Raw genomic sequence first — 15,367 nt, forward strand, 5'->3', positions numbered from 1 at the left:
TGATCGAGCTCCGGCAAAAAAACCAGGGAGAACGGCGACAGTCTGGGAATGTGCGCATGGGTGCCTCTTCTCATTATTATGGGGTCGCCGGCCGGTGCCGGATCGAGATCGACAGCGCCGGGTGGCGCTGGCGCGACATTAATGAGGCAAGGTAAAGAGCGTCAATTCGTCAAACGCGAGTCTGTGCGTTTATCGAACAGCTTAGGAAAACAGCTGGGTACTGAGGTCACGGCTGGCACTCAGCAGGCCAGGAAGGAAACGCTGCTCGAGCTCGCTGCGGCTGACCCGACCGGCGTGGGTACTGACGTTGAGCGCCGCAACCACCTGACCGGAAGCGTCGTACACGGGGACGGCGATCGAACGCAGCCCCTGCTCGAGCTCTTGATCGACGATGCACCAACCCTGCTGACGTACTTCCTGCAGGCATTCCAGCAAGGCTTGGGGGGTATGAATGGTTCGACTGGTCTTGGCTTGCAGGTCGGCGTGGTCGAGATACTCGCGCAATGAAGTGTCATCGAGGGCGGCGAGCAGGATCCTGCCCATCGACGTGCAATAGGCCGGCAGGCGCCCGCCCACCGAAAGGTCGACCGAAATCAGGCGCTGGGTGGTCGCCGAACGCGCGATATATAAAATGTCATCGCCTTCCAGGGTAGCCATGTTGCAGGCCTCATGGAGTTGCTCGCTCATACGGTCCAGGTAGGGTTGCGCAGAAACCGCCAGCGGCGTCGAGGACACATAGGCATGGCCAAGGGTCAGCACTTTGGGCAACAACGAATACGTTCGGCCATCGGTCGTGGCATAACCGAGTTTGATCAGCGTGTGCAGGCAACGTCGCACGGCGGCGCGGGGAATTTCCGTACGATGGCTGATCTGCGCAATGGTCAAGTGCCGCTTGCGCTCCTGGAAGGCTTGCACCACGGCCAGCCCACGCGCCAGCGAGGTCATGAAATCCGGATCACCCGTCAGGGCCTGGATTCGCTTGGCGGGTGAAGCTACGATCGGCGGTGCCACCGAAGCGAAGGAGTTGCGCAATTGATCGTTCATACAAGGTCCTTTTCCCGGCCGGATCGGCGAGCTATTACAGGGCACTGGGTGCAGGGTATACAAGCCCGGCCTGGTAACATCGGGCGATTATCGAACCATTGCGCGATAATCGCAATCGATACTGCTCACGATGCAATCGACCATGCAGCCATCGATACAAGTTTTTTTGTGCAGGCGCTGCAGACTTCATGACGCAATGTAACTGTCTTAAGTTGTGCGACTTAATGACGTCAGAAAGACATCACCGTAGTGTGGCATCCTCCAATGCCCTAGTTGCCAGTAACGGTGATGAGTGAAAACAGTCACACATCAAGATCCACTTTTAACTCTATCGTGATAGTGTTCTCTAAATCGCTCGCTATAATGTAGTTCAGTAGCCATTCGGTTTTTTATTGGCCGATCCCGCTACCCGGTGGCGCGATGTTCCATCGCCGCTCTCCACAGCAAGCACCTGACGCCGACTGCATCCGCATCGCGCCAACGCGCTCGCTGAAACAGGATCTGATGCTACGTCAGCTGTATATCTCTGGTGCCGTGGCCGCCTGCAACATGGAAGTATGATCGCCCTGTCGTAAACGCGATGCCTGCAAAGGCTTTTTGCATTCGACGCGTGCGGTCAATACATCAGGTGCAGTGCGTTTCACCAGAACTCATCTCAACTCAATCAGGTAGCACCGTGACAAAAGACGAACTGCGCGCGGAACTTGAGCGCCAGGAACAACGTTACAAGGAAGTTTACGGCGGGGAAGTCACCACCTACGCCGCCCAGCCAGAACCGGAACGCAAGCCATGGCGCAAACGCGCCACCGTTCAGGATCAGGTTTTCAAGCAAGAACTGGAAAAAATGGAAAAGGAACTCAAAGCCGAGGAGCCATGAAGGCTTGGGCTTGAATGCCTGCCGGGGTCTGCGCTGCATCCGTTAAAAGCGGAATGTATAGATGTTGCCTCTTGCGCCCGCTACGAGCGGGCAGCGGCCGCCTTTCCCACCGGACGAGGTTGAAGGCTCGAATCTGACCCTTTTTTCAGAAATTTCATACAAGCATGCTCACACCCCCTTCAGGTGAGGCAAACCCCTGTGCCTGCGGGCTTCTCAAAGAAATTCAATCACTTGCAAAACCCTGTAATTCACGGGGGTTATCGGCACCGTTGCAAAATAATTCGTTGAAGAATGTTACCGATGAGCAGCAAGTGCATCGATTTCCAGTCTTTTCTGGCATAATCGCGCCCCCTTATGACCGGGTCAGAAAACCTTCATGATCGATTTATTCAGCGGACTGGATGCTTGGGTGCTTGTGAGCCTCTTGCTCGCCCTGGCTTTTGTCCTCGCCTTCGAGTTCATCAATGGATTTCATGACACCGCTAACGCGGTAGCCACTGTTATCTACACCAAAGCCATGCCACCCCATCTGGCGGTGTTCTTTTCCGGTGTGTTCAATTTCCTCGGCGTATTGCTCGGTGGCGTGGGCGTGGCGTATGCCATCGTTCACCTGCTACCGGTTGAACTGCTGATCAACGTGAACACCGGCCACGGCCTGGCAATGGTTTTCTCGCTGCTCGCGGCGGCCATCACCTGGAACCTGGGCACCTGGTACTTCGGTATCCCGGCCTCCAGCTCCCACACGCTGATCGGTTCGATCCTCGGCGTAGGCCTGGCCAATGCCTTGATCAACGATATTGCGTTGGCCGACGGGGTGAACTGGCAGAAGGCGATCGATATCGCCATGTCGCTGGTGTTCTCGCCGATGGCAGGCTTCCTGATTGCCGCCCTGGTACTGATCGGCCTTAAATGGTGGCGTCCGCTGTCGAAGATGCACAAGACGCCGGAACAGCGCCGCAAGATCGACGACAAGAAACACCCGCCATTCTGGAACCGCCTGGTGCTGGTGATCTCCGCCATGGCCGTGAGCTTCGTGCACGGTTCCAACGATGGTCAGAAAGGTATCGGCCTGATCATGCTGGTGCTGATCGGTATCGTGCCGGCGCAATTCGTGCTCGACCTGAACAGCACCACCTACCAGATCGAACGTACCCGCGACGCCACCTTGCACTTGAGCCAGTTCTACAAGCGTAATGCCGACTCCCTGGGCGAGTTCCTGGCCCTGGGCAAAAGTGTCGAAGGCGACCTGCCGGAGAAGTTCCGCTGCAACCCTCAGCAGACCGAACCGACCATCGACGCACTGCTTGGCACCCTCAAAGGTGTATCCGACTACCACTCGCTGTCGTCGGAAAGCCGCATCGAAGTACGTCGTTACCTGCTGTGCCTGGACGACACGGCGAAGAAAGTCAGCAAGTTGCCAATCCTGGGCGCCCGTGAAAAGGCTGACCTGGACAAGCTGCGCAAGGACCTGACCACCACCACCGAATACGCTCCGTTCTGGGTCATTCTGGCGGTCGCCCTGGCCTTGGGCCTGGGTACCATGGTTGGCTGGAAACGCGTGGTACTGACCATCGGCGAGAAGATCGGCAAGCAAGGCATGACCTATTCCCAAGGCATGTCGGCGCAGATCACCACGGCGAGCCTGATCGGCATGGCCAACATCTTCAGCCTGCCAGTGTCCACCACCCACGTCCTGTCCTCGGGCGTGGCCGGCACCATGGTCGCCAACAAAAGCGGCCTGCAAGGCGGCACCGTCAAGACTATCCTGCTGGCTTGGGTCTTGACCCTCCCGGCAACCGTGGCCCTGTCGGCCGGCCTGTTCTGGCTGGCATCGAAGGCGCTGGGTAGCTGATACGCAGTCGTACGGAAAAAGGCGCGCTCCGTGAGGACCGCGCCTTTTTTATTACCGCTTTCGTTCAATCACCCCTGTTCCAATGTGGGAGCGAGCCTGCTCGCGAAAGCGATTAACCTGTGGCCATTTTCATTGCGACGACCTCCGTCTTCGCGAGCAGGCTCGCTCCCGCATTGGGCTTGCTACGTCTCGACAGGAATCGCAGATAAAAAAAAGGGCAACCGAAGTTGCCCAAAATGCCTTGCGTGCTCATTGCATCCAGAAAGATCTACGGCTTTTTGCGCTTGTGCGAGTCTTTCCAGATAAAGAATCCGAACCCTGCAAAAAACACCAGCATGAGGCTGACGGTCAGCACTCCGGCGATCACCACGTTGTCGAAAAACATGACGCGTCTCCTGCAGTTGCCCTGTTGCGATGGAGCCAAGGTAACCATTCGGGCAGGAGAGAATATTGACCGGGATCAATGTTGCCCGGGACCGGGCATAGAAGGAGGGAAAAACTGACCTGCATCAATCGATGCAGGGGGATTCAACGCTTTTTCGGTTTGTTCTTCGGCTTCTTCTTCGCCTTGCCCAACGGCATGGCCTGCTCGAACGCCTGGCGCACTTCATTCAGGCGCTTGTCGTTGAGATCGTGGACACGCTTGGCGCGTTCGGCATTAAGGTCGATCAGCTTGTCATCTTGGCTCATGGCGTCAGTGCATCGCTTGAAATGAAATTCAATTGCCGCAGGGATCGGCGGGACTGTGCCAATAATGCGGTCTGGCGACGGCGCTGACCAGCCACCGACTCAAATCTCGATATCGACCCACAGCCCCTGGCGAGGCTGGCCTTCCATCAGCGGGGCCACCGGCACGGTTTTGTCGGCATTGAGTTCGTCGCCCGGGATCGCCAGGTGCGCCTCAGGGTCTTCATCGGCCTCACGGCGGCGCCTTTGCTGCTCTTGCTTGCGCCGCTGCTCCTCGCGCAGCAGCAGGGCGGCCTCCTCCGGATCACGATTTTGCAGGTCGATGGTGCTGTCGCTGGCACTTTCCTGCATCGGCACGACGGGCGCGATGTCCGGGCGCGGTCGGACCGGGTCGTGCTGGGAAGTGATCGGCACGGCACTCAAGGGGAGCATGGGTGGCAGCATATTTTTTCGGTCTCCTGTCTGCAGGCTGTCGGCCGCGGCGACGTTGACTTGAGCCATCGGTCGCAAACTGTGTGTCCACGGGCACGACAAGAACTGTCACAGGCTACGATTTCTTCAGCCTGGCAAGATCAAAGGATCGTAGCCAAAGGCAGTTCCCGCACAGGTATTCCTTTGGTCTGGAGACCTGATTCCGTTAAGATAGCCCGCTTTTTCAAGGTGGGAGTCAGGCAGCATGGCGCAGCAGTATCAACCGGGGCAACGCTGGATCAGTGACAGCGAAGCGGAGCTGGGTTTGGGCACCGTTCTGGCACAGGACGGCCGCTTGCTGACCGTGCTCTACCCGGCCACTGGCGACACTCGCCAGTACGCGCTACGGAATGCGCCCCTCACACGTGTACGGTTTTCGCCGGGTGACACCATCACTCACTTCGAAGGCTGGAAACTGACCGTTCGCGAAGTCGACGACATCGATGGCCTGCTGGTCTACCACGGTCTCAACGCGCAGAACGAAGTAGTCACCCTGCCGGAAACCCAACTGTCGAACTTCATCCAGTTCCGTCTCGCCAGCGACCGTCTGTTCGCCGGGCAGATCGACCCCCTGGCCTGGTTCGCCCTGCGCTATCACACTCTGGAACACACCAGCCGCCAACTGCAGTCGTCGCTGTGGGGCCTGGGTGGCGTGCGTGCGCAACCGATCGCGCACCAGCTGCACATCGCCCGCGAAGTGGCCGACCGGATTGCGCCACGGGTGTTGCTGGCGGACGAAGTGGGCCTGGGCAAAACCATTGAAGCCGGCCTGGTGATCCATCGCCAACTGCTCTCGGGCCGCGCCAATCGCGTGCTGATCCTGGTACCGGAAAACCTCCAGCACCAGTGGCTGGTAGAGATGCGCCGTCGCTTCAACCTGCAGGTCGCGCTGTTCGACGAAGAACGCTTCATCGAAAGCGATGCCTCCAACCCGTTCGAAGACACCCAGCTCGCCCTGGTGGCGCTGGAGTGGCTGGTCGACGACGAGAAAGCCCAGGACGCGCTGTTCGCAGCCGGTTGGGACTTGCTGGTGGTCGACGAAGCACATCACCTGGTGTGGCACGAAGATCAGGTCAGCCCTGAATACTCTCTGGTCGAGCAACTTGCTGAAACGATCCCGGGCGTCTTGCTGTTGACCGCGACCCCGGAACAGTTGGGCCAGGACAGTCACTTCGCGCGCTTGCGCCTGCTCGATCCGAACCGCTTCCACGACCTGGCCGCCTTCCGCGCCGAGAGCGAAAACTATCGCCCGGTGGCCGAGGCCGTTCAGGAACTGCTGGAAAAAGGTCGCCTGTCGCCGAAAGCCCATGAAACCATTCACGGCTTCCTCGGTAACGAAGGCGAAGCCCTGCTGACCGCCGTCAACGATGGCGACACCGAAGCCAGCGCCCGCCTGGTGCGCGAGCTGCTGGACCGCCACGGCACCGGCCGCGTGCTGTTCCGTAATACCCGTGCCGCGGTCCAGGGTTTCCCGGAGCGCAAACTGCATCCTTACCCGCTGCCGTGCCCGGACGAATACCTTGAACTGCCGCTGGGCGATCACGCCGAGCTGTACCCGGAAGTCAGTTTCCAGGCCCAGCCGGACGCCAGCGAAGAAGAGCGCTGGTGGAAATTCGACCCGCGTGTCGAGTGGCTGATCGACCAGTTGAAAATGCTCAAGCGCACCAAGGTGCTGGTGATCTGCGCCCATGCCGAAACCGCCATGGACCTGGAAGACGCGTTGCGCGTGCGTTCCGGCATCCCGGCCACGGTGTTCCACGAGGGCATGAACATCCTCGAGCGGGACCGCGCCGCTGCCTACTTCGCCGACGAAGAGTTTGGCGCGCAAGTGCTGATCTGCTCGGAAATCGGCAGTGAAGGCCGCAACTTCCAGTTCTCCCATCACCTGGTGCTGTTCGATCTGCCATCGCACCCGGACCTGCTTGAACAACGTATCGGCCGTCTGGACCGGATCGGCCAGAAGCACACGATCGAACTGCACGTGCCGTACCTGGAAACCAGCCCGCAAGAGCGCCTGTTCCAGTGGTACCACGAAGCCCTGAACGCGTTCCTCAATACCTGCCCGACCGGCAACGCCCTGCAGCATCAGTTTGGCCCGCGCCTGCTGCCGCTGCTCGAAGAAGCCGACGATGGCGAGTGGCAAGCGTTGATCGACGAAGCCCGTGCCGAGCGCGAGCGCCTGGAAGCCGAACTGCACACCGGCCGTGACCGCTTGCTGGAACTCAATTCCGGTGGCGCTGGCGAAGGCGATGCGCTGGTCGAAGCGATTCTTGAGCAAGACGACCAGTTCGCCCTGCCGATCTACATGGAAACCCTGTTCGATGCATTCGGCATCGACAGCGAAGACCATTCGGAAAACGCCCTGATCCTCAAGCCGAGCGAAAAAATGCTCGACGCCAGTTTCCCGCTGGGCGACGACGAAGGCGTGACCATCACCTACGACCGCAACCAGGCGCTGTCTCGCGAAGACATGCAGTTCATTACCTGGGAGCACCCGATGGTCCAGGGCGGCATGGACCTGGTACTGTCCGGCTCCATGGGCAACACCGCCGTGGCGCTGATCAAGAACAAGGCGCTGAAACCTGGCACCGTGTTGCTGGAACTGCTCTACGTCAGTGAAGTGGTTGCCCCGCGCTCACTGCAACTGGGCCGCTACCTACCGCCGGCCGCCCTGCGCTGCCTGCTCGATGCCAATGGCAACGACCTGTCGGCCCGGGTGTCGTTCGAGACCTTGAACGATCAACTGGAAAGCGTGCCGCGCGCCAGCGCCAACAAGTTCATCCAGGCCCAGCGCGACCAGCTGACGCCACGGATCAACGCTGGCGAGGACAAGATCTACCCACGTCACGCCGAACGCGTGGCAGAGGCGCAACGCCGCCTGGCCGCCGATACCGACGAAGAACTGGCACGCCTGACCGCGTTGCAAGCGGTCAACCCGACGGTTCGTGACAGCGAACTGGTTGCCTTGCGCAAGCAACGCGAACAAGGCCTGGCGATGCTCGACAAGGCTGCGCTGCGACTGGAAGCGATTCGGGTGTTGGTGGCGGGTTAAGCCCCCCCCCTGCTCTACCGGTAAATAAAAAGGCCCGCAGTGATGCGGGCCTTTTTATTTATCTGAGTTTTGTAGTGCTGCTGATGCCCCTTTCGCGAGCAAGACCGCTCCCACATTGGATCTTCGGTGGATACAAGATTTGTATACGACAGAGGCCAAGTGTGGGAGCGGGCTTGCTCGCGAAGGCGGCTAGGCAGTCGCTGCAGAACCCACCGGCTCAACCACCGCCACCAAGCCTTCCTTCATCCGCTTGGCATCTTTCACAAAACACCGCGACGCCAACACCAGAAACACCATGGTGAAAAACAGCGCCACCGGAATCAGGTACATCGCGTCATGCAGGCCGACCGCCTTGAACGCCTCGGTCATCTGCCCGGCACCGGCCGAGAGCATCGCCGTGTGGGCAAAGTGATCGGACAACGCGCCTACCACGACCGGTCCAAGACCACCGCCCAGCAAGTACAACCCGGCAAAGAACAGCGCCATGGCCGTCGCCCGCAACCGCGGCTCGACCACGTCCTGAATCGCCGTGTAGACGCAGGTGTAAAAGTTATAGGCAAACAACCAGCCCAGGCTGAACACCGCCACGAATACGCCGATCTCTATTCGCCCAGAATGCAGCGCCCACGCCGTGCACAGCGTTGAAATAATCAGGCTGAACGCGGCGAACAGCAGACGACCGTTGGCGACGCGCTGGTGGATCTTGTCCGCCACCCAACCGCCCAGTGTCAGTCCGAACAACCCTGTCACACCGACAATCACCCCGGTCGCCACCGCAGCCTCCTGCAACGGCATCAGGAAATAACGCTGCAGCATTGGCACAAGGAACGAGTTACAGGCATAGGTGGCGAAGTTGAAACAAAGTCCAGCCATCACCAGCCACAGGAAAGTCGGCACCGCCAGCACCCGGCGAATCGGCCGGTCAATCTTCTCTTGCGACACCTGCACGCTTTCAGCCGCGCCGCGTTTCGGCTCCTTGATGAAAAACATGAAGATCGCCAGGATCAGTCCCGGTACTGCGGCAATAAAGAATGGAGCACGCCAGCTGTCGAAAGCCTTGACCATCGCGCCGATGGTGAAGAACGCCAGCAACAAGCCCAACGGCAGTCCGAGCATGAAAATGCCCATGGCCCGCGCCCGGCGATGCGCCGGGAACAAGTCGCCGATCAGCGAATTGGCGGCCGGTGCGTAACTGGCTTCACCGATGCCGATGCCCATGCGCACGATCAGGAAACTCCAGAAGCTGCCGACCATGCCGTTGACGGCGGTCAGGCCGCTCCACGCCGCCAGGCCCCACCCCATCAACTTGCTGCGCGAGCCGGTATCGGCCATTCGTCCCAGTGGCAGGCCGGCGATCGCGTAGACAATAGTGAAGGCAGTACCGATGATCCCCAGTTGAAAGTCGCTGAGGTGCCACTCCATGCGGATCGGTTCAATGATGATGGCTGGGATCGTGCGGTCGAAGAAGTTGAACAGGTTGGCCAGGAACAGCAGGAACAGAATGCGCCAGGCATTCGCCGCTTGGGTCGAGTTCTGCATGGGTCCGTCTCTTTTATTGTTATGGGGGCTTCACTGCCAGTGCATCCGAGCCCGGAACCTGCAATCTAGTCAGGCAGGCCGGGACTGTCTGTAATTATTCGTAAAGCTGATACCCGCCCATGGGGACAGACGCGGCCCAGGCAACATTTTATTTCCAAACGGACTAAGGTTCATTCCAAAATCATTGGGAGACAATGTGCCACCATCCCTTGCGTTCAATCCACGGCCTCTATACTCCAAGACATTCGCCAGCGTTGATTACGTCGGCCAGGGAGACAAACACGGGGCATGCTAATGGAGTGGCTTGGTCTGCATTTCACTACAGGGCTAGCAGAAAGCGGACAGGTCATACTCCAATGTGTACATGACCCTTTTCTGGTGCTGCTGGCTTTTCTGGTCGCCTGCGCCGGGTGTTTTGCCACGCTGGATATGGCCGAACGGATCAATCATGCACAAAAACCAGCGTCCCAACGCCTCTGGCGGTGGATCGGCGCCGGGTGCCTGGCCGGCGGAATCTGGGCCATGCACTTCATTGGCATGTTGGCGTTCCAGGCGCCGATCGACGTGCATTACCATTTGCCCATCACACTCTTGTCGCTACTGATCGCCCTGTGTGCGTCGTGGCTGGCCATGCACACCCTCAGCTTGCCTACCCTGAATTTTCGACAATGCTGCAAGGCGTCGATCATCATTGGCCTGGGTATCGCCACCATGCACTACGTGGGCATGGCCGCCATGCGCTCGCAAGCGACGCCCTACTACCATCCGGGGCTGTTCATCCTTTCGATCATGATCGGCATCGGAGCCAGTCTGGCGGCACTGATGCTGGCGAGCTACCTGCGTAATGGCTTGGGTATTTTTCACCAACTGCGTAAATGCGCCGCCAGCCTGGTACTGGGCGCAGGCATCATGAGCCTGCATTTCACCGGCATGGCCGCCTTCGACCTGGCCCTGCCAACTGGCAGCCTGTTAACCCAGCCTGGCGAAAACAACCATCTACAACTGGGCCTGACGGTAGCCGTCATGACGCTCCTGATAATAGGCAGTTGCATCAGTGCGGCGCTGGCGGACAAGAAGCTGCAGCACAAGGATCGCGATCTGCTGCGGGTGAATTCGCTACTCACCCAATTGGACCAGGCGCGCATGTCCCTGCAACAGGTGGCGCACTATGATGCACTGACCAACCTGCTCAACCGTCGCGGGTTCAACCAGCTCTTCGCCGAAAAGCTCCTGGAGCGCACTCACGCAGGCGGCATGCTCGCCGTCCTGTTCCTCGACATCGACCATTTCAAGCGTATCAACGACAGCCTCGGCCACGATGCCGGCGATGAATTGCTCAAGGTGCTCGCCCGGCACATCAAAAGTTCAGTGCGCAGCCATGACGATGTAGTAGCACGTTTTGGCGGCGACGAATTTTGCATTCTCATCGACCTGCATGACCGTGATGAGGCGCGACAGATGGCCCAACGCATCATGCTGAAAATGAAGGAACCCATCGAGCTGTCCGGGCGGCGGATGGTCATGACCACCAGCATCGGCATCAGCGTATTTCCCGAAGACGGCAAAACCTGTGAAGAACTGCTGAAAAACGCCGACCTGGCGCTCTATCAATCCAAGGACGGTGGCCGTAATGGCCTGAATTTCTTCAGTGCCAACCTCAAGGCACGGGCCATGCTCGAACTGCAAATGGAGGAAGAGCTGCGCCACGCCCTGCGCGAAGACACCGGCCTGATGCTCTATTACCAACCGATCCTTGACCTCAAGACCGACCAGGTCAGCAAGCTCGAAGCGTTGATCCGCTGGCAACACCCTGTCCACGGATTCCTCACGCCGGACCGCTTCATTGGCATAGCGGAAGCCAATGGGCTGATTACCGAGCTGGACAATTGGGTGCTGCGCAAAGCTTGCGCCGACCTGGGCGAGCTGGCACGCCAGGGCTGCGGGGACTTGAAGATCGCCATCAATTGCTCACCCCTGACCCTGGCACGCGAAGAACTGAGCGACGAAATCTCACTGGTGTTGCGCAGCGCCGGGGTGGAGCCCCATCGACTGGAGCTGGAGGTCACCGAAAGCGCTCTGATGGGCAACATTGCCGAGACGCTGGTGCTGCTGCAGCAGATACGCGCCCTCGGCGTTTCGTTGTCGATTGATGACTTCGGCACCGGTTATTCATCCCTGGCTTACCTCAAGCGCTTACCGCTGAACACGCTGAAGATCGACCGTTCTTTCATCCAGGACATTCCGAAATCCACCCAGGACATGGAGATCGTCCAGGCCATCATCGTCATGGCCCACACCCTGCATCTGGAGGTGGTTACCGAAGGCGTAGAAACCTTCGAGCAGCACCAGTTTCTCGAATGCCACGGTTGCGATTTCGTCCAGGGCTACTTGCTCAGCCGCCCGATACCTTTGACCGAACTTCAACCGGTGCTGAACGAAATCAACCAGCGCAAGGCATCGTACAGCGTCACGCACTTGGGTCTGGTTCACGGTACAACTGCACTAATGTAGAAGGGTCTTTCTCCAGGAACCCCTGCCCCCCGTGCAGGCGCATCAATTGCGCGGCCAGGCCACTGATCGGCGTCGCCGAACCTTGTTCGCGGGAAAATTTCACCGCGCTGTCCAGATCCTTGAGCAAGGTCCGCACGTGCCATTTGATGGGTTCGAAACGGCTCTCGGCCATTTGCGGCGCCAGGAACTGCAAGGGCCTTGAATCGGCAAACCCACCGGCCAATGCCTCGGCGATCAGGCTGGCGTCGACCCCGGAGCGTTCCGCCAAGGCCACCACTTCGGCGATGACCAGCGCATTGCAGGCAACGATCATCTGGTTGCAGGCCTTGGTCACCTGCCCTGCTCCCACGGCGCCCATGTGCGTCACGCGCTGGCCGAGAGTAAACAAGGCCGGCTTGACCCGCTCAAGGTCTGCCACGGTGCCGCCGACCATGATCGCCAGGCTACCCGCTTCGGCACCCACCACGCCACCGGACACCGGCGCATCCAGCCAGCCCATGCCGGTTTTGCCGAGCTCTGTCGCCATTTCCCGGGTCGCTGTGGGTTCCAGGCTGGAAAAATCCACCAGCAGTTGATCCTTCTTCGCCCCTTCGGCAATGCCGGACTTGCCGAAAACCACCTCGCGAACCACCGAGGTATCCGCCAGGCACAACATGACCACTTCGGCGTGCTGGCACAACTCGGCAGGCGTTGCGACCTGGCGTGCACCGGCCTCGACCAGTGGCGCGCACTTGGCCGGATTACGGTTCCACACCGTCAATGGGTAACCCGCGGCGAGCAAACGCCGACACATTGGCAGGCCCATCAGGCCGATTCCTGCAAACCCCAGGGCCGGTAGCGTTGACATCATATTGCCTCCTTTTTATTAAAGAACACCGAATATTGGCCGATTCATCAAGACTCAGGAAAGGATTCCGCCGAGCGACGCGCAAGCTGATTGTGCCGCCCGGGACTAATACGCGCTGATAAAAGACGCGAGTTCTCATTCCGTGATGGTCGACGACAGTATGTCCCCCGACCAACCAGTCCAGGTACATGGCGAACGATGACTTCTAAAAACAACCCGGCCCCTGCGCTTTCCGACCTGACGTTGAGCCCGGCGGCGAACAGCCCCGCACCGTCGAAGCCATTGACCCCGTCGCGCCCCCTGGCGACCCAGCAATACCTGTATTTCACCGAAACCAACACCGATCGCATCCTCGACAACCTCGACGGCCTGCGCGACATGGTATTCCCCCGCCCGCCGCATCTGGAAGGCGACAACGAACAGCACAACGACCAGCAATTCCCGTCGGTGTGCCTTATTGGCCTGGGCCGCTGCGGTTCGAACATCGCGCTGGATGTCGCAGAACTGGTCTACAACGCCCGCAAGTTCTACCTCAACGAATTCAACAACGAAGATCGCCTCTCGCCAGACAAACGCTATGCGGAAAAAGGCTATAGCCCGGCGCAATGGATTCGTAACAACTTGCGCCTGGGGTCGAACAAGGCCACCAAGCCGGTGTTCCTGGTAGAACCCCTGGTGATGCTGGGCGACCTGGACAAAGACATTGCGGGGCGTATCCGCTTCTCGCGCAAGGGCGAAAAGAGCGGGTTCCTGCGTGACTACAGCAAGATGAAAATCATGGACCTGTCGGAAGTCCATGCCGGCGGTGCCGGTAACGCACCGATCCTCGGCCAGTACCTGGCCAAGATCATCCTGAACAAGGACACCCAGCGCTTCTCCAGCCCGGACTGGAAGATGATTCACTCGTACTTGATCGACAGCTGTGGCATCAAGGCCAACCAGTCCCGCCTGTATTTTTCGATCTTCAGTGCCGGTGGCGGCACCGGTTCGGGCATGGCCTCGGAGTTCGGCCTGGCCCAGCAACACTCGTACATGAACAAGACGTTCGACACCAAGCCGATGGACGAGCACGACAGCAAGAGCGGCCACGCCTTCGTCTTCGAGCCGATCTTCACCAGCGGTATCTGCGTACTGCCGAACATTTCCGATCACCGCAGTGAAATGTCCGAAGCGCTGCACATCAACGCCGGTCGCCTGCTGTGCAAATACCTGTCGGAAGAGTGGGACTTCTCCTACAACTTCGCCAACGAAGACAGCAGCGAAGCCAGTGTCATGGGACGTATCCGCCCATGGAACGCCATGATGCTGATCTCCAATGACATCATGCGTTACGCCGAGGAAAGCGATGACGGCAACATCCAGAACATCGACGTCAACGCCATGGAAAAGCATGCCAACCAGTACATCTCGCAGCAGATCTTCAACATCCTGACCGCGCAGGCTGTCACGACCGATTACGACCAGAACTATTTCCGCCGTGCCGGCATCGACATCGGCGAAACCATTCGCCTGGATGCCAACGACCTGTTCATGAGTCTGGCCGGCCCCGTGGCGATTGCCTACGCCGAGTCCGTGGTGCCGGAAACCCAGGCGCCTGCCGGCGACAAGTTCAAGGTGTTCGAGAAAGAGCCACAGCGCCTGAACATCGACGATCTGTTCTTCCGGTCCATCGACCTGCCGCACTTCAACAAGGTCACCCAGGCCATCGAAGGCATCAGCCTGTTGCCGATCGAGTCCAAGCGCTATCGTGCGTCGCTGGAGCAATACAAGAATTCAGGATATGACGCAGCGGCCCTGCACGACCTGCATTTCTTCAAGAACTGTTCGTCGGTGGTGTCGATCGTTTCCCTGCCCAAGGACTACAAGCTGTCCTACATGGACCTGAACCGGCTGAAGACGCACCTCAACAACCTGTTTCCCAACACCACGCTCAAGCGCTATGCGTTGGTGATCGGCGCCTCGGCCAACCTGTCGCTGACCACCCTGATCGCCAAGAGCCCATGCCTGTCGGACGATTTCCTGACCTTGATCGTGGCGTTCATCAAGCGTTGCTTCGCGCGCGCCCCTTACCGCTTCGATGACACCCTGGACAACTCGGTCCTGGACTTCATCATCAACGAACAATTCGACGAAGACCTGATCGACGACCTGCTCAACGAGTTCGAGAACCCGGCGAAAATTCTTGATACCAATTGGTATGCGATCAAACCGATGTACGAGAAGAAGTATCGCGAGCTGATCAACGACAAGGACAAGTTTGTCTCGATCAACGACATCCGTCTGTCTCGCGATTGCGTGAAGAAAGCGATCAAGTACCTGCGGGAGATCTATCGTCACCGGATTGGCAAGACCAAGGTGATTTCGTTGAATAACCATACGGGCAAGACTTTCTAAGCCCGGCGCAACACTGAGTCGGCCCCTTCGCGAGCAAGCCCGCTCCCACATTCGACCGCATCCCTACTGACGGAACGCGGTCGAATGTGGGAG

General features: G+C 59.0%; 11 protein-coding genes. 5 read left to right on the top strand and 6 right to left on the bottom strand.

Annotation, left to right across the window (positions count from 1 at the left end):
* Positions 1-201: 201 nt before the first annotated feature.
* Positions 202-1,044, bottom strand: a complete 843-nt coding sequence (gene pcaR / locus QLG10_RS17735) for a pca regulon transcriptional regulator PcaR (RefSeq protein ID WP_110748927.1) — start codon at positions 1,042-1,044, stop codon at positions 202-204.
* A gap of 676 nt (positions 1,045-1,720) precedes the next feature.
* On the opposite strand from pcaR, the gene QLG10_RS17740 reads away from it, so the two are divergent.
* Together QLG10_RS17740 and QLG10_RS17745 are read left to right on the top strand one after the other, a co-directional pair.
* Positions 1,721-1,921: a hypothetical protein gene (locus tag QLG10_RS17740; protein WP_008056863.1), complete on the top strand. Its 201-nt coding sequence runs from the start codon at positions 1,721-1,723 to the stop codon at positions 1,919-1,921.
* A gap of 376 nt (positions 1,922-2,297) precedes the next feature.
* Positions 2,298-3,773, top strand: a complete 1,476-nt coding sequence (locus QLG10_RS17745; protein WP_110748925.1) for an inorganic phosphate transporter — start codon at positions 2,298-2,300, stop codon at positions 3,771-3,773.
* Positions 3,774-4,041: 268 nt separating this feature from the next.
* On the opposite strand, the gene ccoM is transcribed toward QLG10_RS17745, so the two are convergent.
* The 3 genes from ccoM to QLG10_RS17760 form a co-directional block, all read right to left on the bottom strand.
* Entirely contained in the window at positions 4,042-4,158 is a 117-nt protein-coding gene (gene ccoM / locus QLG10_RS17750) for a cytochrome c oxidase subunit CcoM (RefSeq protein ID WP_008056860.1), read from the bottom strand.
* Positions 4,159-4,301: 143 nt separating this feature from the next.
* Positions 4,302-4,463 carry a hypothetical protein gene (locus tag QLG10_RS17755; RefSeq protein ID WP_008016476.1) on the bottom strand — a complete coding sequence of 54 codons (162 nt, stop codon included), beginning with the start codon at positions 4,461-4,463 and terminating at the stop codon, positions 4,302-4,304.
* Between the two features lie 99 nt (positions 4,464-4,562).
* Positions 4,563-4,904 (bottom strand): aspartate-semialdehyde dehydrogenase, encoded by a 342-nt coding sequence (locus QLG10_RS17760; RefSeq protein WP_110748923.1) that lies wholly within the window; start codon positions 4,902-4,904, stop codon positions 4,563-4,565.
* 232 nt (positions 4,905-5,136) lie between these two features.
* Here QLG10_RS17760 and rapA point away from each other — a divergent pair, with 232 nt between their 5' ends.
* The gene (rapA, locus tag QLG10_RS17765; protein ID WP_110748922.1) at positions 5,137-7,983 is read left to right on the top strand and encodes an RNA polymerase-associated protein RapA; all 2,847 of its coding nucleotides are present in this window, start codon (positions 5,137-5,139) and stop codon (positions 7,981-7,983) included.
* A 189-nt stretch (positions 7,984-8,172) separates the two neighbouring features.
* On the opposite strand, the gene QLG10_RS17770 is transcribed toward rapA, so the two are convergent.
* Complete coding sequence (locus QLG10_RS17770; RefSeq protein ID WP_188264245.1) at positions 8,173-9,522, bottom strand: MFS transporter; 1,350 nt, start codon at positions 9,520-9,522, stop codon at positions 8,173-8,175.
* Between the two features lie 294 nt (positions 9,523-9,816).
* Between QLG10_RS17770 and QLG10_RS17775 the strand changes: the two genes are divergently transcribed.
* Complete coding sequence (locus QLG10_RS17775; protein WP_282487762.1) at positions 9,817-12,033, top strand: bifunctional diguanylate cyclase/phosphodiesterase; 2,217 nt, start codon at positions 9,817-9,819, stop codon at positions 12,031-12,033.
* Here QLG10_RS17775 and QLG10_RS17780 read toward each other — a convergent pair.
* Complete coding sequence (locus tag QLG10_RS17780; RefSeq protein WP_110748916.1) at positions 11,990-12,883, bottom strand: NAD(P)-dependent oxidoreductase; 894 nt, start codon at positions 12,881-12,883, stop codon at positions 11,990-11,992. The two genes, QLG10_RS17775 and QLG10_RS17780, sit on opposite strands and share 44 nt — an antisense overlap.
* Before the next feature lie 195 nt (positions 12,884-13,078).
* Here QLG10_RS17780 and QLG10_RS17785 point away from each other — a divergent pair, with 195 nt between their 5' ends.
* Positions 13,079-15,274 carry a hypothetical protein gene (locus QLG10_RS17785; protein ID WP_110748914.1) on the top strand — a complete coding sequence of 732 codons (2,196 nt, stop codon included), beginning with the start codon at positions 13,079-13,081 and terminating at the stop codon, positions 15,272-15,274.
* The last annotated feature ends 93 nt before the right edge of the window (positions 15,275-15,367 follow it).

Source organism: Pseudomonas sp. V98_8 (genome assembly GCF_029967975.1).
GTDB classification, from domain to species: Bacteria; Pseudomonadota; Gammaproteobacteria; order Pseudomonadales; family Pseudomonadaceae; genus Aquipseudomonas; species Aquipseudomonas umsongensis.

Excerpts from the sequence above, each read along its gene's own strand:
- pcaR (WP_110748927.1), bottom strand. The coding sequence starts at position 1,044 with ATGAACGATCAATTGCGCAACTCCTTCGCTTCGGTGGCACCGCCGATC.
- QLG10_RS17745 (WP_110748925.1), top strand. The coding sequence starts at position 2,298 with ATGATCGATTTATTCAGCGGACTGGATGCTTGGGTGCTTGTGAGCCTC.
- ccoM (WP_008056860.1), bottom strand. The coding sequence starts at position 4,158 with ATGTTTTTCGACAACGTGGTGATCGCCGGAGTGCTGACCGTCAGCCTC.
- QLG10_RS17755 (WP_008016476.1), bottom strand. The coding sequence starts at position 4,463 with ATGAGCCAAGATGACAAGCTGATCGACCTTAATGCCGAACGCGCCAAG.
- QLG10_RS17760 (WP_110748923.1), bottom strand. The coding sequence starts at position 4,904 with ATGCTGCCACCCATGCTCCCCTTGAGTGCCGTGCCGATCACTTCCCAG.
- rapA (WP_110748922.1), top strand. The coding sequence starts at position 5,137 with ATGGCGCAGCAGTATCAACCGGGGCAACGCTGGATCAGTGACAGCGAA.
- QLG10_RS17770 (WP_188264245.1), bottom strand. The coding sequence starts at position 9,522 with ATGCAGAACTCGACCCAAGCGGCGAATGCCTGGCGCATTCTGTTCCTG.
- QLG10_RS17775 (WP_282487762.1), top strand. The coding sequence starts at position 9,817 with ATGGAGTGGCTTGGTCTGCATTTCACTACAGGGCTAGCAGAAAGCGGA.
- QLG10_RS17780 (WP_110748916.1), bottom strand. The coding sequence starts at position 12,883 with ATGATGTCAACGCTACCGGCCCTGGGGTTTGCAGGAATCGGCCTGATG.
- QLG10_RS17785 (WP_110748914.1), top strand. The coding sequence starts at position 13,079 with ATGACTTCTAAAAACAACCCGGCCCCTGCGCTTTCCGACCTGACGTTG.